The sequence below is a fragment of the Streptomyces sp. NPDC000941 genome (assembly GCF_053599555.1).
Window position 1 is genome coordinate 1 of sequence record NZ_JBSFMM010000223.1, and the last position, 17,908, is coordinate 17,908.

19 protein-coding genes and 1 riboswitch are annotated in these 17,908 nt (G+C 70.1%); of the genes, 15 read left to right on the forward strand and 4 right to left on the reverse strand.

The features are described from left to right. The 3 genes from ACWDSL_RS43510 to ACWDSL_RS43520 form a co-directional block, all read left to right on the forward strand. Positions 1 to 492 (forward strand): cbb3-type cytochrome c oxidase subunit I (locus ACWDSL_RS43510; protein WP_450494002.1); only part of this gene is annotated, 492 nt, incomplete at its 5' end. Further along, positions 489 to 887, forward strand: coding sequence for a cytochrome c oxidase subunit 4 (locus tag ACWDSL_RS43515; protein ID WP_398526760.1), 399 nt, complete (start codon positions 489 to 491; stop codon positions 885 to 887). The genes ACWDSL_RS43510 and ACWDSL_RS43515, both read left to right, overlap by 4 nt. Before the next feature lie 157 nt (positions 888 to 1,044). Continuing rightward, complete coding sequence (locus ACWDSL_RS43520; RefSeq protein ID WP_450494004.1) at positions 1,045 to 2,298, forward strand: Ig-like domain-containing protein; 1,254 nt, start codon at positions 1,045 to 1,047, stop codon at positions 2,296 to 2,298. Between the two features lie 29 nt (positions 2,299 to 2,327). On the opposite strand, the gene ACWDSL_RS43525 is transcribed toward ACWDSL_RS43520, so the two are convergent. Further along, entirely contained in the window at positions 2,328 to 2,729 is a 402-nt protein-coding gene (locus ACWDSL_RS43525; RefSeq protein WP_358634468.1) for a DNA-binding transcriptional response regulator, read from the reverse strand. A gap of 223 nt (positions 2,730 to 2,952) precedes the next feature. On the opposite strand from ACWDSL_RS43525, the gene ctaE reads away from it, so the two are divergent. The 6 genes from ctaE (at position 2,953) to ACWDSL_RS43555 (ending at position 10,247) form a co-directional block, all read left to right on the forward strand. Further along, entirely contained in the window at positions 2,953 to 3,573 is a 621-nt protein-coding gene (gene ctaE / locus ACWDSL_RS43530; RefSeq protein WP_089514187.1) for an aa3-type cytochrome oxidase subunit III, read from the forward strand. A gap of 69 nt (positions 3,574 to 3,642) precedes the next feature. Then, positions 3,643 to 4,452: a cytochrome bc1 complex diheme cytochrome c subunit gene (gene qcrC, locus ACWDSL_RS43535; protein ID WP_358634466.1), complete on the forward strand. Its 810-nt coding sequence runs from the start codon at positions 3,643 to 3,645 to the stop codon at positions 4,450 to 4,452. Beyond that, a complete protein-coding gene (gene qcrA, locus ACWDSL_RS43540; protein ID WP_450494006.1) occupies positions 4,449 to 5,504 on the forward strand; it encodes a cytochrome bc1 complex Rieske iron-sulfur subunit in 1,056 nt (351 codons plus the stop codon). Before qcrC ends, qcrA begins: the two co-directional genes overlap by 4 nt. Then, entirely contained in the window at positions 5,501 to 7,135 is a 1,635-nt protein-coding gene (gene qcrB / locus ACWDSL_RS43545) for a cytochrome bc1 complex cytochrome b subunit (protein ID WP_450494008.1), read from the forward strand. Before qcrA ends, qcrB begins: the two co-directional genes overlap by 4 nt. Positions 7,136 to 7,358: 223 nt before the next feature. Further along, positions 7,359 to 8,432 carry an anthranilate phosphoribosyltransferase gene (gene trpD, locus ACWDSL_RS43550; protein ID WP_450494010.1) on the forward strand — a complete coding sequence of 358 codons (1,074 nt, stop codon included), beginning with the start codon at positions 7,359 to 7,361 and terminating at the stop codon, positions 8,430 to 8,432. A gap of 89 nt (positions 8,433 to 8,521) precedes the next feature. Further along, positions 8,522 to 8,639: riboswitch (SAM riboswitch) on the forward strand. Between the two features lie 210 nt (positions 8,640 to 8,849). Then, positions 8,850 to 10,247, forward strand: coding sequence for an aminotransferase class V-fold PLP-dependent enzyme (locus ACWDSL_RS43555; protein ID WP_450494011.1), 1,398 nt, complete (start codon positions 8,850 to 8,852; stop codon positions 10,245 to 10,247). A 16-nt stretch (positions 10,248 to 10,263) separates the two neighbouring features. Here the strand turns inward: ACWDSL_RS43555 and ACWDSL_RS43560 are convergent, their stop codons facing one another. Then, entirely contained in the window at positions 10,264 to 10,545 is a 282-nt protein-coding gene (locus tag ACWDSL_RS43560) for an Lrp/AsnC ligand binding domain-containing protein (RefSeq protein WP_089514181.1), read from the reverse strand. Then, on the reverse strand, positions 10,542 to 11,255 hold the full coding sequence (locus ACWDSL_RS43565) for a rhomboid family intramembrane serine protease (RefSeq protein ID WP_450494014.1): 714 nt from the start codon (positions 11,253 to 11,255) through the stop codon (positions 10,542 to 10,544). Before ACWDSL_RS43565 ends, ACWDSL_RS43560 begins: the two co-directional genes overlap by 4 nt. Before the next feature lie 172 nt (positions 11,256 to 11,427). Here ACWDSL_RS43565 and ACWDSL_RS43570 point away from each other — a divergent pair, with 172 nt between their 5' ends. The 5 genes from ACWDSL_RS43570 to ACWDSL_RS43590 all read left to right on the forward strand — a co-directional run bounded on the left by ACWDSL_RS43570 (position 11,428) and on the right by ACWDSL_RS43590 (position 17,052). After that, entirely contained in the window at positions 11,428 to 11,673 is a 246-nt protein-coding gene (locus ACWDSL_RS43570) for a hypothetical protein (protein WP_014180393.1), read from the forward strand. Between the two features lie 17 nt (positions 11,674 to 11,690). Beyond that, positions 11,691 to 13,052, forward strand: a complete 1,362-nt coding sequence (locus ACWDSL_RS43575; protein ID WP_450494016.1) for an NYN domain-containing protein — start codon at positions 11,691 to 11,693, stop codon at positions 13,050 to 13,052. A 304-nt stretch (positions 13,053 to 13,356) separates the two neighbouring features. After that, positions 13,357 to 14,382, forward strand: coding sequence for an NlpC/P60 family protein (locus tag ACWDSL_RS43580; RefSeq protein WP_450494017.1), 1,026 nt, complete (start codon positions 13,357 to 13,359; stop codon positions 14,380 to 14,382). 215 nt (positions 14,383 to 14,597) lie between these two features. Next, positions 14,598 to 15,677 carry an NlpC/P60 family protein gene (locus tag ACWDSL_RS43585; protein WP_450494019.1) on the forward strand — a complete coding sequence of 360 codons (1,080 nt, stop codon included), beginning with the start codon at positions 14,598 to 14,600 and terminating at the stop codon, positions 15,675 to 15,677. Between the two features lie 169 nt (positions 15,678 to 15,846). After that, positions 15,847 to 17,052, forward strand: a complete 1,206-nt coding sequence (locus tag ACWDSL_RS43590) for a hypothetical protein (protein WP_450494024.1) — start codon at positions 15,847 to 15,849, stop codon at positions 17,050 to 17,052. On the opposite strand, the gene ACWDSL_RS43595 is transcribed toward ACWDSL_RS43590, so the two are convergent. After that, a complete protein-coding gene (locus tag ACWDSL_RS43595) occupies positions 17,049 to 17,576 on the reverse strand; it encodes a PadR family transcriptional regulator (RefSeq protein WP_450494021.1) in 528 nt (175 codons plus the stop codon). The genes ACWDSL_RS43590 and ACWDSL_RS43595 overlap by 4 nt on opposite strands. A 96-nt stretch (positions 17,577 to 17,672) precedes the next feature. Here ACWDSL_RS43595 and ACWDSL_RS43600 point away from each other — a divergent pair. Continuing rightward, the coding region (locus tag ACWDSL_RS43600) for an MATE family efflux transporter (RefSeq protein ID WP_450494022.1) at positions 17,673 to 17,908 on the forward strand (236 nt) is incomplete at its 3' end.

Consider the following 17,908-nt stretch of genomic DNA (forward strand, 5'->3'; position numbering starts at 1 on the left):
TTCTGGTGGCCGAAGTTCACCGGCAAGATGCTGGACGAGCGCCTGGGCAAGATCACCTTCTGGACGCTGTTCATCGGCTTCCACGGCACGTTCCTGGTCCAGCACTGGCTCGGTGCCGAGGGCATGCCGCGTCGGTACGCCGACTACCTGGCGGCCGACGGCTTCACCACGCTGAACACCATCTCGACCATCGCCTCGTTCCTGCTCGGTCTGTCGATCCTGCCGTTCTTCTACAACGTCTGGAAGACCGCCAAGTACGGCAAGAAGGTCGAGGTCGACGACCCGTGGGGCTACGGCCGCTCGCTGGAGTGGGCGACCTCCTGCCCGCCGCCGCGGCACAATTTCGTCACGCTGCCCCGTATCCGCTCGGAATCCCCGGCGTTCGATCTGCACCACCCGGAGATCGCGGCCCTCGACCAGCTCGAGAACCACGGGGCTGCCGCGTCCGATGATGACAAGGCCCTCGTGGGTGGCAAGGAGGCCGGCAAGTGAAGGTCCAAGGCCGACTTTTCATCTGGCTCGCCGTCTTCATCCTCGCCATGGCGATCGTCTATGGCGTGTGGTCGAAGGAGCCGGCCGGTACCACCGCGCTCTTCCTGGCCTTCGGGCTGAGCGTGATGATCGGCTACTACCTCGCCTTCACCGCCCGCCGGGTGGATGTCGGGGCGCAGGACAACAAGGACGCCGATGTCGCGGACGACGCCGGTGAGCTGGGCTTCTTCTCCCCGCACAGCTGGCAGCCGCTCTCCCTGGCGATCGGTGGCGCCCTGGCCTTCATGGGCGTGATCTTCGGCTGGTGGCTGCTGTACTTCTCGGCCCCGATCATCATGGTCGGTCTCTTCGGCTGGGTGTTCGAGTACTACCGCGGTGAGAACCAGAACCAGTAACCGGTCAGCCACCGGAGCTCGTTGAAGCGGGGCCCGGACACCTTCTCCAGGTGTCCGGGCCCCGCTTCGTCGTCCCCTCCCGGCTCCCCAGCCCTCTGGTTCACCCGACTGCCACATTCCGCGAGCCGTCCGGGACCGGTCTTCTTAGCTTGTGACCATGAGCCACACACCTCGATCACCCCGATCCCGGACGGTGCTCGGCTGCGCTCTGCTGCTGGCACCCCTGATAGCGACGGGGCTCACCGGATGCGGCGGCCCCTCCTCGGACCCGTTGGCGGCCAAGCCGTACGACGCGGCCGACCAGGTCGCCTTCAACGGCGTGGGCGGCTCCCACAAGGCCGACCCCGACAAGCCACTTGAGGTCACGGCCAAGGGCGACGACAGCCGCATCACCGACGTCACGGCGACCGACTCCGCGGGGCGGTACGTACGCGGAGAGCTCACGCCCGACGGCAAGCGCTGGCGCAGCACCGTGCCCCTGGCCGCGGGAACCCACTACACGCTGCGGGTGAGCACCGAGGACGCCGACGGGGCGCCCGGGCGCCGGACCATCGGCTTCGACACCACGGGGGCCGAGAGCAAGCTGCGGGTCACCTTCGGCCCCGACGCCGGCACCTACGGGGTGGGGCAGCCCGTCACCGCCTCACTCAGCGCGCCCGTCAAGGACGCCTCGGCACGGGCCGTCGTCGAGCGCGCCCTGAAGGTGGACTCACAGCCCGCGGTGGACGGCGTCTGGCACTGGGTGGACGACCGGACCCTGCACTACCGTCCGCGTGACTACTGGCCCGCGCACGCCACGATCGACGTGCACGCCAACCTCAAGGGCATCCGGGTCGCGAACGGCCTGTACGGCGCCGCCTCCAAGCCGCTGCGGCTGCACACCGCCGACCGCCTCGAGGCCATCACCGACTCCGGCACCCACCAGATGACGGTGCTCAAGAACGGCCAGGCGATCCGTACCATCCCGATCACCACCGGCATGCCCGGCTTCGACACCCGCAACGGCATCAAGGTGATCCTCGCCAAGGAGTCCTCCGTACGGATGACCGGCGCCAGCATCGGCCTCGGCAACTCCTACGACCTGCTGGTCCACTGGGCCGCGCGGGTGACATGGAGCGGTGAGTACGTCCACGCGGCCCCCTGGTCCGTCGGCTCGCAGGGAGCGGCCAACGTCAGCCATGGCTGCACCGGGATGAGCAACGAGAACGCGCGCTGGTTCTTCGACACCGTGCGCCTCGGCGACATCGTCAAGGTCGTGAACAGCCACGGCGCGATGATGACGACGTTCGACAACGGATTCGGCGACTGGAACATGGCCTGGGACAAGTGGCGCGCGGGCAGCGCCGTGGCCTCCGCACGGGCCGACGGCGGCACCACGGCCGAGTCGGCCAGGCTGCGGCCGCAGGTGTAGGAGGAGCCCCGGTGCAAGAGGCTGACGCGTCAGGCGTCCACGGCGAGCTTCTGGCGCAACAGCCCCGCCAGCGCGTCCGCGAAGGCCACCGGGTCCACCGGATGGGTGACCGCGGCCTCGGCACGGCTCCACGTGGCCAGCCAGGCGTCCTGCGGGCGGCCGATGAGCAGCAGAACCGGAGGGCAGCGGAAGATCTCATCCTTGATCTGCCGGCAGACCCCCATACCGCCCGCGGGCACCGCCTCGCCGTCCAGTACGCAGACGTCGATACCGCCGTCCTCCAGCGCCGAGAGGACGGCGGGGAGGGTCGCGCACTCCACGAACTCCACGGGCGGGACGTCGGGGGCGGGCCGCCGCCCGGCCGCGAGCCGGACCTGCTGGCGGGTGCCCGCGTCATCGCTGTAGACCAGCACCGTGGCGGTCGGCTGCATCGTTCCTCCGCGTTACGTGGTTGGACTTCTGGCGCGGATGCTACTCCGGTAGAGCTCTGGGGAGGAGGGGGCGTGCAACCCCGTCCTTCCTTCGGGGGACCGGCCGGCAAGTGCTCGGCAACTGCCGGATCCCCGCTCGCAACGGGCCGTACGAGCAGCATCGATGCCCTTGACACTCCGAACGGTACCCCCGGAGGTGAGGGCTGGATAAGCGACCGACATAATGTCGGTCGTGGCGACAGCAACAGCAGTAGATACCGGGCACGCGCACCCGTCGGTCAACCGGCCGAACCTCACCAGCGTCGGAACCATCATCTGGCTGAGTTCCGAGCTGATGTTCTTCGCGGCCCTCTTCGCGATGTACTTCACCCTGCGATCGGTGACCGGCGCAGAGCACTGGAAGGAAATGGCGTCCGCGCTGAACTTCCCGTTCTCCGCGACCAACACCACGATCCTGGTGCTCTCCTCTCTCACCTGCCAGCTCGGTGTCTTTGCTGCCGAGCGCGGTGATGTGAAGAAGCTGCGTGCCTGGTTCGTGATCACCTTCATCATGGGCGCGATCTTCGTCGGCGGACAGATCTTCGAATACACCGAACTGGTCAAGCACGAGGGCCTGTCGCTCTCGTCCGACCCGTACGGCTCGGTGTTCTATCTGACCACCGGCTTCCACGGCATGCATGTGACAGGCGGTCTCATCGCCTTCCTGCTGGTCCTGGGCAGGACGTACGCGGCCAAGAGGTTCACTCACCAGCAGGCGACGGCGGCCATCGTGGTGTCTTACTACTGGCACTTCGTCGACGTCGTCTGGATCGGCCTCTTCGCCACGATCTACATGATCAAGTAAATCCGGTCGCCGCACCGGCACCACGTCCTCAAAGCATCGACGCAGAAGATCCTGACACCGGGGTAATCCGTGAAAAAGCTCTCCGCACGACGGCGCCATCCGCTGGCTGCGCTCGTCGTCCTACTCTTCGCGCTGGCGGTCACTGGGGGGCTGTACGCCGCGTTTTCGCCGAGCGAGGCGAAGGCCGATGACAGCTCCGCCCAGTCCCTCGCCATCGAGGAGGGCAAGAAGCTCTACGCCGTCGGCTGTGCCACCTGCCACGGCACCGGCGGTCAGGGTACGACCGACGGTCCGAGCCTGGTCGGCGTCGGCTCCGCCGCCGTGGACTTCCAGGTCAGCACCGGCCGTATGCCCGCGCAGCAGCCCGGCGCCCAGGTGCCGAAGAAGAAGAACATCTACTCGAACGCCCAGATCGAGCAGCTGTCCGCGTACATCGCCTCGCTCGGCCCCGGCCCGGTGACGCCGACCAAGGAGCAGTACAACCCGGCGGGCGCGGACATCGCCGAGGGCGGTGAGCTCTTCCGGACCAACTGCGCGCAGTGCCACAACTTCGTCGGTAAGGGCGGCGCCCTGACCAACGGCAAGTACGCGCCGTCCCTCGAGGGCGTGTCCCCCAAGCACCTCTACGAGGCCATGCAGACGGGCCCGCAGAACATGCCCTCCTTCCCGGACACCGTGATGCCGGAGGAGAAGAAGAAGGCCATCATCGCCTACCTGGACACGGTCAACAGCGACAAGAGCGAGACGCCCGGCGGTATGGAGATCGGCGGCCTGGGCCCGGTCAGTGAGGGTCTGTTCGGCTGGGTCTTCGGTATGGGTGCCATGATCGTCCTGACCATCTGGGTCGCCGCCCGGACCGCAAAGGCCAAGAAGTCATGAGTAGCCACGACATTTCACAACCAGACGAAAACCTGCCACACGAGCAGGAAGGGGGCGGCGAGGTAGAGGCGGCCGGCAATCCGTTCGCCGACCCGGGTCTGCCCCCGCACGAGCACCGTCAGCAGGACATCGACGAGCGCGCCGCGAGGCGCTCCGAGCGCACGATCGCGCTGCTGTTCACGGTCTCGATGGTGGCGACGGTCGCCTTCATCGCCTCGTATGTGGCCTTCCCGGTCGACAAGATCATCTATGTCTTCCCGCTCGGCCACATCAGCGCGCTGAACTTCTCGCTCGGCCTGACCCTCGGCATCGCGCTGTTCACCATCGGCGCGGGCGCGGTCCACTGGGCCCGCACCCTGATGTCCGATGTGGAGGTCGCCGACGAGCGTCACCCGATCGAGGCCGCGCCCGAGGTCAAGGCGAAGGTCCTGGAGGACTTCGCGGCAGGCGCCGCCGAGTCCGGCTTCGGCCGCCGGAAGCTGGCCCGGAACACCCTGTTCGGCGCGCTGACCCTGGTGCCGCTGGCCGGCCTGGTGCTGCTGCGCGACCTCGGCCCGCTGCCGCAGGACAAGCTCCGGCACACCAAGTGGGCCAAGGGCAAGCGCCTGATGAACTACAACACCGGTGGGGCGCTGCGTCCCGAGGACATCGTGGTCGGCTCGCTCGCCTTCGCCATGCCCGAGGGCATGCACGAGTCGGACCACGACTTCCAGACACAGATCGCCAAGGCGGCCCTGATGCTGGTCCGGCTGCAGCCGGAGAACATCAAGGACAAGCGCGAGCTGGACTGGTCGCACGACGGCATCGTCGCGTTCTCGAAGATCTGCACCCACGTCGGCTGCCCGATCAACCTGTACGAGCAGCAGACGCACCACGTCCTGTGCCCGTGCCACCAGTCGACGTTCGACCTCTCCGACGGTGGCCGCGTGATCTTCGGTCCGGCCGGGCACGCCCTGCCGCAGCTGCGGATCGGCGTCAACAAGGACGGTTACCTGGAAGCCAAGGGCGACTTCGCGGAGCCCGTCGGTCCTGCATTCTGGGAGCGCGGATGAGTACTGCAACTGAAACGCAAGCGCGAGGCCGCAAGGCCCCCGCGGGCGAGCGCGTCGCCGACTGGGCGGACGGCCGGCTGGGCATCTACAGCCTCGCCAAGGCCAATATGCGCAAGATCTTCCCGGACCACTGGTCCTTCATGCTGGGTGAGGTCGCGCTCTACAGCTTCATCATCATCATCCTCACGGGTGTGTATCTGACGCTGTTCTTCCACCCCAGCATGGAAGAGGTCGTGTACCACGGCCCGTACGTCCCGATGCAGGGCGTGCGGATGTCCGAGGCGTTCGCCTCGACGCTCGACATCAGCTTCGAGGTGCGTGGCGGTCTGCTGATCCGGCAGATCCACCACTGGGCCGCGCTGGTCTTCCTCTCCGCGATGCTCGTGCACATGATGCGCGTCTTCTTCACCGGCGCGTTCCGCAAGCCGCGCGAGATCAACTGGCTGTTCGGCTTCCTGCTGTTCTTCCTCGGCATGCTGACCGGCTTCACCGGCTACTCGCTCCCCGACGACCTGCTCTCCGGCACCGGTCTGCGGTTCATCGAGGGCGTGTTCCTGTCGATCCCGGTCGTCGGCACCTACATCTCGATGTTCGTGTTCGGCGGAGAGTTCCCCGGGATGGACCTGATCCCCAGGCTCTACCCGGTCCACGTCCTGCTGCTGCCGGGCATCATGCTCGGCCTGCTGGTGGCGCACCTGATCCTGGTCTTCTACCACAAGCACACGCAGTACCCGGGCCCCGGCAAGACCGAGAAGAACGTCGTCGGCATGCCTCTGCTGCCGGTCTACATGGCCAAGGCGGGCGGGTTCTTCTTCCTGGTCTTCGGTGTGATCGCGATCCTCTCCGCGGTCGCCACGATCAACCCGATCTGGGCCATCGGACCGTACCGTCCTGACCAGGTGTCCACCGGCGCCCAGCCCGACTGGTACATGGGCTTCGCCGAGGGTCTGGTCCGAGTGATGCCCGGCTGGGAGATCAACGCCTGGGGCCATACGCTCGTCCTGGGCGTGTTCATCCCGATCGTGCTCTTCCCGCTGGTCCTGTTCGCGATCGGGGTCTACCCCTTCATCGAGTCCTGGATCACCGGCGACAAGCGCGAGCACCACATCCTGGACCGCCCGCGCAACGCCCCGACCCGTACCGCCTTCGGTGTCGCCTGGCTGACCGCGTACCTGGTGATGCTGGTCGGTGGTGGAAACGACCTGTGGGCCACCAGCTTCCATCTGTCGATCAACTCGATCACCTGGTTCGTCCGGATCGGCTTCTTCGCCGGACCGGTGCTGGCCTTCATCGTCACCAAGCGGATCTGCCTGGGTCTGCAGCGGCGCGACAAGGACAAGGTGCTGCACGGCCGCGAGACCGGCATCATCAAGCGGCTGCCGCACGGCGAGTTCGTCGAGGTGCACCAGCCGCTGTCGCAGGAGGACCTGCACAAGCTCACCCAGCATGACCAGCCCGAGCCGTACGAGGTCGGCCCCGCGGTGGACGAGAACGGTGTCCGCCGGAAGATAAAGGGTTCGCAGAAGCTCCGGGCCAAGCTGTCCAAGGGCTACTACGGCGAGGACAACGTGATCCCCAAGCCGACCGCCGAGGAGTACAAGGAGATCACCAGCGGCCACGGCCACCACTGATCTCTGAGCGAACACCTCAGCTGTACGCCACACACCAGGGCCCCGGCCCGGACCACACGGTCCGGTCCGGGGCCCTTGGCTTTGTTCGGCTGTCCGGGACCCGGGCACGGGACCGCGTGCCCCGCCCGCCTCGATAGGCTTGCCAGGGGCCAGCCGCTGCACAGCTGAACTGCACGGAACTGCGCGGACCCATCCCTGCCCAGCCGAGATCCAGGAGCGGACCATGGACGTTGTGACCCCAGCCGGAGGCGACAACCGCGCGACGGCCCGCACCTGGCCGGACGTACTCGACTCGCTGCTGCTCGGCCACGACCTCACCGCCGACGACACCGCCTGGGTCATGGACCGGATCATGCGCGGCGAGGCCAGCGACGCACAGATCGCCGGCTTCGCGGTCGCGCTGCGCGCCAAGGGCGCGACCGTGGCGGAGGTGTCCGGTCTGGTCCGCACGATGTACGAGCATGCGAACGTGATCGAGGTGCCCGGGGAGACGGTCGACATCGTCGGCACCGGAGGCGACCGGGCCAAGACCGTCAACATCTCCACCATGTCGGCCCTCGTGGTGGCGGGCACCGGAGCGAAGGTCGTCAAGCACGGCAACCGCGCCGCGTCCTCCGCCAGCGGCTCCTCCGACGTCCTCGCCAAGCTCGGCGTCAACCTGGACCTGAGCCCGAGGCGGGTGGCCGAGGTCGCGGAAGAAGCCGGCATCACCTTCTGCTTCGCGGTGAAGTTCCACCCCTCGCTGCGCCATGTCGGCACCGCGCGCAGCGAACTCGGCATCGCCACCATCTTCAACTTCCTCGGCCCGCTCACCAACCCGGCCCGAGTACGCGCCCAGGCCACCGGGGTCGCGGACGCCCGGATGGCGCCCATCATGGCCGGTGTGCTCGCCGAGCGCGGCACCTCCGCGCTGGTCGTCCGCGGCGACGACGGCCTCGACGAGCTGACCGTCACCTCGACCTCCCAGGTATGGGTGGTCGAGGGCGGCACCGTACGCCAGGAGACCTTCGACCCGCGCGACGTCGGCATCGGCCTGGTCCCGGTGGACGCCCTGCGCGGCGCCGACCCCTCGTACAACGCGGACGTCGCCCGTCGCCTCCTGGCCGGGGAACGCGGCCCGGTCCGCGACGCGGTACTGCTCAACTCGGCGGCCGCCCTGGTCGCCCTGGAGGGCGGCCCGGGCGGCAAGCCCCTCGCGGAGCGCATCGCGGCGGGCATGGAGAAGGCAGCCGAATCCATCGACTCGGGCGCGGCCCGGGCCTCCCTGGAACGCTGGGTACTGGCCACGAACGCGTAGCCCCGATTCTCGAGACGCCCCACGAGACCCCTGTCCGTATCGCGGACAGGGGTCTCGGTTCGTGGTGGGGCATGGCATACTCCTGCGCAGGTCACGAGTGACAGCGACTACGGCCCCGGCCCGCTGTCCGGCAACCCTCCGTCCGTGGCGGGGTGCCCCGGGTGATGACCGGGTCGCAGGCAACGAGGTCTGCGGCAAGCGCGGACCCCTCGCGGAACCCAGGGGTCCTGGTTGTCGAGGGAGTTCTTCCGTGATGCAGCGAATGCGCTAGGGCCGTCGGCCCGCTTTTCTTTGGTTCTCCTCATTTCGCACGGTTCTCGTCCGTGCGGTGAGTTTCCTTTCCACGTGCCCTGCGGCGGGCTGCCGCCTGCGTGCGCGTGACGCATTCACCTCTTCGTCTTCCCGGGAGACTTCGCCATGTCCGCGACCGCCGCTGCCTCCGACACCGCTTGCACCTCCACCACCACCACTTCCCCGCTGCCCGTCCTCGGCCGCGATGTCCTCGTCCCGCTCGTGACCGGCGGCGAGGTCAGCTACGCCGCGCTGGACTACGCCGCCAGCGCTCCCGCCCTACAGCGGGTGTGGGACGACATCGCGGCCTACGCCCCGTACTACGGCAGCGTGCACCGCGGGGCCGGGTATCTCTCGCAGCTCTCCACCGATCTGTTCGAGAACAGCCGCAGGGATGTCGCCGCCTTCCTGGGCTGCCGCCCCGACGATCAGGTGATCTTCACCCGCGCCACCACCGACTCGCTCAACCTCCTCGCCGCCGCCCTCCCGCAGGGCACCCGGGTGTTCGTGTTCGAGACGGAGCACCACGCCTCACTGCTGCCGTGGCAGCAGCGGGAAGGCGTCGAGGTCGGCTATCTGAGCGCGCCGCGCTCCCCGCGGCAGGCAGTCGAGACGCTGGAGCGGGCGCTGGCCGACTGGCGGGCGGAGGCAAACACAGGTGCCGCGCTGGTGTGTGTGACCGGTGCTTCGAATGTGACCGGTGAGCTGTGGCCGGTGCGGGAACTGGCGGAGGTGGCCCATGCGTACGGCGCCCGGATCGTGCTGGACGCCGCGCAGCTGGCCCCGCATCACCCGGTGGACATCGCGGCCTTGGACGTCGACTGGGTCGCGTTCTCCGGGCACAAGCTGTACGCGCCCTTCGGGGCCGGGGTGCTGGCGGGGCGGGCGGACTGGCTGCGGGAGGCCCGGCCGTATCTGGCGGGCGGCGGCGCCAGCCGCAAGGTGGCCCGTCAGGATGACGGTGGGGTGGATGTGGAGTGGCACACCACCGAGGCCCGGCACGAGGCCGGTTCGCCGAATGTCATCGGGGCGTACGCGATCGCCTCGGCCTGCAAGGCGCTGACCGAGGCCGGGTTCGAGTCCCTGGTGGCGCGGGAGCGGGAGCTGATCGGCAAGGTCCGCGCGGGGCTGGCGGAGGTGCCCGAGGTGCGGGTGTTGTCGCTGTTCGGGGATGACGCGCCCCGGGTGGGCGTCATCTCGTTCGTCGTGGAGGGCTGGAACAGCTCGCATTTCGCGGCCGCGCTCTCCGCGGAGTACGGCATCGGCGTACGCGACGGCCTGTTCTGCGCGCATCCGCTGGTGCGCACGCTGCTGGGCGGCGAGCCCGGGGAGGCGGGCGAGTGCGGGGCCCCGGAGGCCGCGCCGGGGGAGCGGTCGCTGAACGCGATCCGGGTCAGCTTCGGCGCGGGAACCCCGGACGAGCACGTCGAGCGGTTCGTCGGCGCGGTGAAGGAACTGGTCCGGGACGGTGCGAAGTGGAGCTACCGCACCGAGGACGGGCGCTGCGTCCCGGACCGCGGATGACGTCCCGCGAGGGGGCTCAGCCGTCGAGGCCGATCGCGAAGGCGGCCTCGAGGTCGTGCTGGGAGTAGGTGCGGAAGGCGATATGGGTCTCGGTGGAGGCCACGCCCGGCACCTTGCTGATCCGGCCCGGGATGACGTCCGCGAGGTCGTCGTGCCGGGCCACCCGCACCATCGCGATCAGATCGTGCGCTCCGGTGACCGAGTAGACCTCGCTCACACCGTCGAGCGCGGCGATCTGCTCGGCGATCTCGGGGATCTGGTCCACGCTGGTCTTGATGAGCACGATCGAAGTGATCACGGCTGGCTTTCTCCCTCGCTGGACCTGACTGCCCTGCTCACTCTAGTCGTCCGCCCGAAGCGGGCCCACGCGTAGAGGAACCCGAGGCTGAACCCCACGAGGTGGGCGAGGTAGGCGACGCCGGGGCGGTCGTCGGCCGCGCGGGCGGCCAGCCACTGCAGCGCGAACCAGAAGATCAGCACCACCCAGGCGGGGAAGCGCAGCGGCAGGAAGAACAGAAACGGGAAGAGACTGGTCACCCGGGCCCGGGGGAACAGCCACAGAAAGGCGCCCAGGACCCCGGAGATGGACCCGGAGGCGCCGACCAGGGTCTGGCTGGAGTCGGCGTGCGCCGCGGCGTAGCCGAGCAGCGCCAGATAGCCGGTGGCGAGGTAGAAGAGCGCGAACTGGAGCCGCCCCATGCGCTCCTCGGCCATGGCTCCGAAGACGTAGAGAAACAGCATGTTGCCGAGCAGGTGCAGCCAGTTGCCGTGGACGAACAGCGCGGTGAGCGGGGTCAGCGGTTCGGCGGGCGCGCCGCTCCACAGCGCGCTGGGCACCACCCCCCACCGTTCGAAGTAGTCCGTCTGGGCCCGCAGCAGCTCGCCTCCCGTGCCGTAGCCGGGGTTGAGACCGGAGGCCGGTCCGAAGGCGAAGATCAGGCAGCAGGACGCGATGAGGGCGTAAGTCATCAGGGGGCGGCGGCCGGGCCCCTCCGACGTCTCGATCATGGGCAGATCATCGCGTACCGGGCGCAACCTGCCCAGAGTGCCTCGCCGCCGCACGGGTGGGACCGGGGAGCGCACCGGCCCCGGCGCGGGGCAGGGCTCAGGCCGTAGGGTTACAGCACGCCAAGTGCCACAGTGGAAGCAAGGCGACCAAGACAGTGAGGACGATGACCCAATGGCCGTGCCCCTGCCGACAGCCGAGACTCGCTGGCGCTGCACTCTGTGCGGCAACCTGACCCGGTTCGATGTGACGCGTTCGACGAAGGCTGTCGAGTACGTCCATCTCGACCTGGGCGGGGAGCCGAGGATCGAGGAACGCGAGGTGGTCAGTGAGACCATTGAGTCGGTGCGCTGCCGCTGGTGCAACGCGGTCGACCAGATCGAGCTGGTCGACCGTCCGGGTGCGAGCGCGAGCGCCTGAGAACGGAGCGATGACAGGTGGTGGAGCGGACGGGCGACCCCGCGTCGGCCGGTGACGCCGAGGGCGCCGCCGAGGCGCTCGACCGCCCCCTGCCGGAGGGGGTCAGGCGCCGGGTCGTGGCCCTGGTGGCGGATGCCTTCGGAGGGCTGACGGTCACCGAGCTGCCCGCCCAGCTGCGGCAGTACGCCCGCTTCACCCCGACCCGCCGGGCGAAGTTCGCGGGCAATGCGATGGCCGCCGCCGTGGAGTCCGATCCGGTCTTCCGGCAGCGGATCGCGGGGCGGCTGCGGGAGACGCAGCAGGAGCTCGCCGAGGCCGTCGAGGGCGGTTCGCCGCCGGCCGCCGCCGATCCGGAGGACGTTGCTGCGCTGGCCTTCGTGCTGCGGCCGGTCGGCTGGGTCAAGCTGGTCGAGGCCGCGGGCGAGGAGGCGCAGCGGGTCTCCGCCGAGCGGGCCGGCGAGGAGGCGGAGCGCGAACTGCGGCGGCTGCGCGAGGAGCTGGCCGAGGCGAGGGCGGCGGCGCGTACGGAGGCCGAGCGGTCCCGCGGCGAGCTGGAGGCGGCCCGTAAGGAGTCGGACGCGCTGCACCGGAAGCTGCGCAGCGCGCTCAGCGACGTCAAGCGCGGCGAGGCGGCGCTGCGCAAGGCCGCCTCCGAGCTGGAGTCCGTACGGTCGGCGGCCGCGGTGCGGCAGGCCACGGCGGAGGGCGAGGCGCGGCGGCTGCGGGCCCGGCTCGCGGAGACCGAGTCGGCGCTGGAGGCCAGCCGGCGGGCGGCCCGCGAGGGGCGCAGCGTCGAGGACATGCGGGTACGGCTGCTGTTGGACACGGTGCTGGAAGCGGCGCAGGGGCTGCGGCGCGAACTGGCGCTGCCGCCCGCGTCGATGCGCCCGGCGGACGCGGTGGACGCGGTGCAGCCGGGCAAGATGACGCCGCGGGACATAGCGACCAGGGCGCTGTCGGAGATGGACCCCGCGCTGCTGGACCAGCTGCTGGCGCTGCCCCAGGCCCATTTGGTGGTGGACGGCTACAACGTCACCAAGACCGGCTATCCGACGATGCCGCTGGACAAGCAGCGGCTGCGGCTGTTGGGCGGTCTTGCGGTGCTGGCGGCCCAGTCCGGCGCCGAGATGACCTGTGTCTTCGACGGGGCGGAGCTGGCGGCGCCGGTGCTGCTGGCGCCGCCGCGCGGGGTGAGGGTGCTGTTCAGCAAGCCGGGGGTGACCGCGGACGAGCTGATCAGGCAGCTGGTGCGGGCCGAGCCGCCGGGCCGGCCGGTGGTCGTGGTCTCGACGGACCGCGAGGTGGCCGACGGGGTGGCCAAGGCCGGGGCGCGACCGGTGTCGTCCGCGCTGTTGCTCAAGCGGCTCGCGCGTACTTAAGTGATTCCGTACGACGCGTCGGGTGGCGCTCGTATGGCCGTTGTCGCCTGCGGAGCGTCAACCGACCGTTACGGTATGTGTGATGTTTGTAAAAGATGCGCTCGAAGACCGACTTTTTTGTCGATGGGATTTGAACGGATCACGACGAGGTCACTAAGGTCGGCTCGAACCTCCGCGCGGTTGATCATCCATCGGGGATATCAGCGGGGGTACCGCCGAGTCCGCGTGCGCTGCATTCCGCGGAGCCGGGGTCTTGACCCCCACTCACCCGGTAGGCGGCTCGAGGAAGAAGGAGCTCGCCCCCGTGGCGTCCCACCGTCGACCCAAGCAGCCGAGCCGCACTCGGGTAACTGTCCTCACCGCGACCGCCGCTGCGGCCGTCGCCCTCACCTCCCAGGCCGCACAGGCCGCGCCCAAGGCGGACAAGAAGGACGTCAAGGAGCAGGTCGACAAGCTCTACGAGGAGGCGGAGGGGGCGACCGAGAAGTACAACGGCGCCAAGGAGAAGAAGGAAAAGCTGGAGAAGCAGACCGGCGAACTCCAGGACAAGGTGGCCCGCGGCCAGGAGGAGCTGAACAAGCTCCGCAACGGCCTCGGTTCGATGGCCACCGCCCAGTACCGCACCGGCGGCATCGACCCCTCCGTCCAGCTGCTGCTCTCCTCCGACCCGGACACCTACCTCGACAAGGCCTCCACGCTCAGCCAGTTGACCGGCAAGCAGGCCGAGTCGCTGCGCAAGATCGCGGACAAGCAGCGCACGCTCAAGCAGCAGCGCCAAGAGGCGTCCACGAAGCTCCAGGACCTCGAGGACACCCGTAAGGCGCTGGGCGAGAAGAAGAAGGAGATCCAGGGCAAGCTCTCCAAGGCCCAGCAGCTCCTGAACACCCTCACCGCCCAGGAGCGGGCCGCGCTCGCCGCCAAGGAGCAGGAGCGCGCCAACCGCTCCAACGAGCGGGTCGACCTGGGCAACGACGTGCCCGACTCGCAGATCGCCGCCGCCGCGCTGGCGGCCGCCAAGACGAAGATAGGCTCGCCGTACGTCTGGGGCGCGACCGGGCCGTCCTCCTTCGACTGCTCCGGGCTCACCGGCTGGGCGTACTCGCAGGCCGGCGCCTCCCTGCCGCGTATCTCGCAGGACCAGGCCAACGCCGGCACCCGCATAAGCCGCAGCCAGCTCAAGCCGGGCGACCTGGTGCTCTTCTACGGCGACCTGCACCACATAGGGCTGTACGCGGGCAACGGCCAGGTGCTGCACGCCCCCAAGCCCGGGGCGAATGTGCGCTACGAGTCGATGGACAACATGCCGTTCATGTTCGGCGTCCGGATCTGATCCCCGTCGTACCCGAACCGTCCGTTCGGGGGAATTCGGGGAAGCCCGACAACTTCCGCTGAGCGTCCGCCCCGCCGGTGACCTGCGTCTCCGGTGGGGCGTCGCCTTGTGTACCCGCCACGCTTCTTGGACCGTGCGTGTTCGTACGGCTACTGTCTGCGCGCAGTTCCGACATAGCGGACTTCCCGATACAGCGGAAGGGAGTGCGGCTTCCCATGGCGTCTTGTCGCCGTTCCCCTCGGTCCGGTTCCTCTCGGTCCGGTTCCTCGCGGCCTGGTTCCCTGACCGTGCTGGCCGCCGCCTCGGCCGCCGTGGCCTCTGCGGCGGTGCTGACGGCGGTGCCGGCCGGCGCCGAACCGCACGACCCCGCCTCTGACACCGCGGCCCCGCATGCCACGGCTCCGCACGCCACCGTCGGCGCGGTGGAGCTGCTGTACGCGCAGGCGGAGCGGGCGACCGAGCGCTACAACGCGGCCGAGGCGCACGCCCGAGGGCTGCGCCGCCAGGTCGACCAGCTCCAGGACCGCGTCGCCCGCGGCCAGGAACGGCTGAACCGGATGCGGGTGGCGCTCGCCGCACTCGCGGGCGGGCAGTACCGGTCCGGCGGGGTCGACCCCGGCCTCGCGCTGATCCTCTCCGAGGACCCCGCCAACTACCTCGACAAGGCCGCCACCCTCCAACGGATCGGCAAGCGGCAGGCCGGGCAGCTACGGGTCTTCGAGAGCGCCCAGCGAACGCTGCGCCAGCAGCGCGCGGAGGCGGCCGCCAGGCTCGCCCGGCTGGAGCACAGCCGCAAGGTCGTCATCCGCCACAAGCGGGCCGTACGGCACAAGCTCGCCACGGCGCGCCGGCTGTTCAACGCCCTGCCGGCCGCCCAGCGCGCGGCCTATCTGCAGGGCTCGCCCGGGATGTCCCGGGCGGTGGGCGTGCCCGAGCTGCCGCCGTCCTCGCCGCGCGCCGCCGCCGCGCTCGAGGCCGCGCGCCGTGCGGTGGGTCAGCCGTACGCGTGGGGGCAGGCCGGGCCCACCGCCTTCGACTGCTCCGGGCTGACCCAGTGGGCGTACGGGCGGGCCGGGGTGGCGATCCCGCGCACCTCGCAGCAGCAGGCGTCCGCCGGACACCCGGTGTCGCTGAGCCATATCCGCCCCGGCGATCTGGTGGTCTACCGCTCCGACGCGGGCCACGTCGGGATCTACGCGGGCAACGGCCAGGTGATCCACGCGCCCCACCCGGGGGCGCGGGTGCGCTACGACCCGGTCGGGATGATGCCGATTTCGGCCATCACACGTGTCTGATGCCACCACACGTGTCTGATTAGCGCACCTGATTACGAACCGCGAGCCTCGTACGATCTACGACGTGGCGGGTAGGCGGTGGCCGGGCGGACGGCGGACGGGCAGATGGTGGGCCGGGCGGCGTTCCGGGCGATGGGCGGCGCTGTGCCTGGCCGCGCTGTGCGCCCTGATGGCAGTCGCGCTCACCGGCTGCGGCACCGCCCAGGGCCCCGACGACGCCGCGGGGCGGGACGGGCGGGCCGTCCAGCAGCTGCTGGACCGGCGGGCCGCGGCGGTCCGGGAGCGCGACGCGAGCGCCTTCCTCGCCACCGTCGACCGGCGCTCCGCCCGCTATCTGGCCGAGCAGCGCCGGATGTTCGCCAACCTGGCCGCCGTACCGGTGCGCTCCTGGACCTACCACCTGATGGACACCGGCGGCTTCGACCCCGGGCTGGGCGAGGGCCGCCGCCTCGCCGCCCAGGTCGAGCTGCGCTACCGGCTCTCCGGATACGACACCGTGCCGGTCGTCGCCGAGGAGTATCTGACCCTCGCCCAGCGGAACGGGCGCTGGTACGTGGCCTCCGACGACGGCGAGGAGGACGGCCGTCGCACCTCCGTGCAGCTGTGGGACCAGGGCGCGGTGACCGCCGTACGCGGTGCGCACAGCCTCGTCCTCGGCGTGGGCCAGGACCGGCGGCGGCTGCGCGAACTGGCGGACGGCGCGGACCGGGCGGTGGCCGTCCTGCGGAAGGCATGGCCGCACCCCTGGGCCGGGCGGGTGGTGGTACAGGTCCCCGCCTCCCTGGACCGGATGGCCGCCCTGCTGGGCTCGTCCGCGAGCGGCTACCGCGGTATCGCGGCCGTCACCACCGGCGAGGCGGGGGGCGGCCATCGCGAGGCCGCCGACCGCGTCATCGTCAACCCCGAGGCATACCAGGTCCTCGGCGACTTCGGCCGGCGCGTCGTGATCACCCACGAGACGGCCCATGTGGCCACCCGCACCGCCACCAGCCCCGCCACCCCGATGTGGCTCTCCGAGGGCTTCGCCGACTGGACGGGCTACCTCGGCACCGGCCGCACCCCGCGCGAGGTGGCCCCCGAACTGGCCCGCTCCGTCGCGTCAGGCCGCCTCCCGGACGCCCTCCCGGACGACAAGGCCTTCGGCTTCGGCGGCAGCGCCGACGTCCTGTCCCAGGCGTACGAGGAGGGCTGGCTGGCCTGTCGGCTGATCGCGGAGAAGTGGGGCCAGGGGAAGCTGGTCGAGTTCTACCGCGCGGTGGGCGCCGCCCCGGAACGTAAGGGGTCGGTGGAGTCCGCGCTGGGCGAGGTGCTGGGCACGAACCTGGCCGAGTTCACCGACCTGTGGCGCAAGTACCTGGCCGCGCAACTCGGCTAGCTCGTCTCCAACTGGTCCAGCGCCTCCGCGAGCCACCGCCGCTCCTCCGCGGTGGTCGCGCGGGCGATCCGCAGCATCCCCTCCCGGAAGACGTCCCCGGCCCGCTCCGCGCGCACCGGCTCGCCGCCCTCGTAGAAGAAGCTCGACGGGGCGTCCAGGAACGCCTGGCGGCGCCGTAGCACGGCCGCCTGCTCGGCCGGGTCCGGCAGCCGGCCGAGGAACGCGAGCAGCGTGAAGAACCGCTGGCCGTCGGTGATCTCCACGTCCTTGGGCGTACGCAGCCGGGCCAGCAGCTCGGCGCGGCCCGCGTCGGTGAGGGACAGCACCCGGCGCGGGGCGGCGCTCGCGCCCGGTTCGGTGCGCTGGTCCAGCAGACCGGCCTTGGTCAGCCGGGTGATCGCCGGGTAGAGCGCACCGTCGCTCACCGGGCGGACATGGCCGCTCAGGGCCTTGATGCGCTCCTTGAGCTCGTAGCCGTGCAGCGGCTGGTCGTACAGGAAGCCGAGGATCGACAGCTCGAGCACCTTGGGAGACGTCCTTTCACTTGCCCACTCGCCTGCGTCATGGTACCTCTCATCGCGGTACCTCGATTAGAGGTACGCGCACTGAGAGGGGACGTAGTGTCGCTGCCGAGGGAACACCGCCGCAGACTCGTGGGCCTGGCGTGCCCGGTCTACGGTGAGCTGCTGGCCGGTGTGGTCGCCGGGATTGTCAACATGGTGTGGGTGGCCCGCCTCGGCGGACCGGCCGTCGCCGCCGTGGCCGTGGCCACCAACGTCGAGAACCTGGCCCTCGGCCTGATCCTGATGGCCGGCAGCGGCACCACCGTCCTGGTCGCCCGCGCCCGCGGCGCGGG

Excerpts from the sequence above, each read along its gene's own strand:
- ACWDSL_RS43520 (WP_450494004.1), top strand. The coding sequence starts at position 1,045 with ATGAGCCACACACCTCGATCACCCCGATCCCGGACGGTGCTCGGCTGC.
- ACWDSL_RS43525 (WP_358634468.1), bottom strand. The coding sequence starts at position 2,729 with ATGCAGCCGACCGCCACGGTGCTGGTCTACAGCGATGACGCGGGCACC.
- ctaE (WP_089514187.1), top strand. The coding sequence starts at position 2,953 with ATGTCGGTCGTGGCGACAGCAACAGCAGTAGATACCGGGCACGCGCAC.
- qcrA (WP_450494006.1), top strand. The coding sequence starts at position 4,449 with ATGAGTAGCCACGACATTTCACAACCAGACGAAAACCTGCCACACGAG.
- qcrB (WP_450494008.1), top strand. The coding sequence starts at position 5,501 with ATGAGTACTGCAACTGAAACGCAAGCGCGAGGCCGCAAGGCCCCCGCG.
- trpD (WP_450494010.1), top strand. The coding sequence starts at position 7,359 with ATGGACGTTGTGACCCCAGCCGGAGGCGACAACCGCGCGACGGCCCGC.
- ACWDSL_RS43555 (WP_450494011.1), top strand. The coding sequence starts at position 8,850 with ATGTCCGCGACCGCCGCTGCCTCCGACACCGCTTGCACCTCCACCACC.
- ACWDSL_RS43565 (WP_450494014.1), bottom strand. The coding sequence starts at position 11,255 with ATGATCGAGACGTCGGAGGGGCCCGGCCGCCGCCCCCTGATGACTTAC.
- ACWDSL_RS43570 (WP_014180393.1), top strand. The coding sequence starts at position 11,428 with ATGGCCGTGCCCCTGCCGACAGCCGAGACTCGCTGGCGCTGCACTCTG.
- ACWDSL_RS43585 (WP_450494019.1), top strand. The coding sequence starts at position 14,598 with ATGGCGTCTTGTCGCCGTTCCCCTCGGTCCGGTTCCTCTCGGTCCGGT.
- ACWDSL_RS43590 (WP_450494024.1), top strand. The coding sequence starts at position 15,847 with ATGGCAGTCGCGCTCACCGGCTGCGGCACCGCCCAGGGCCCCGACGAC.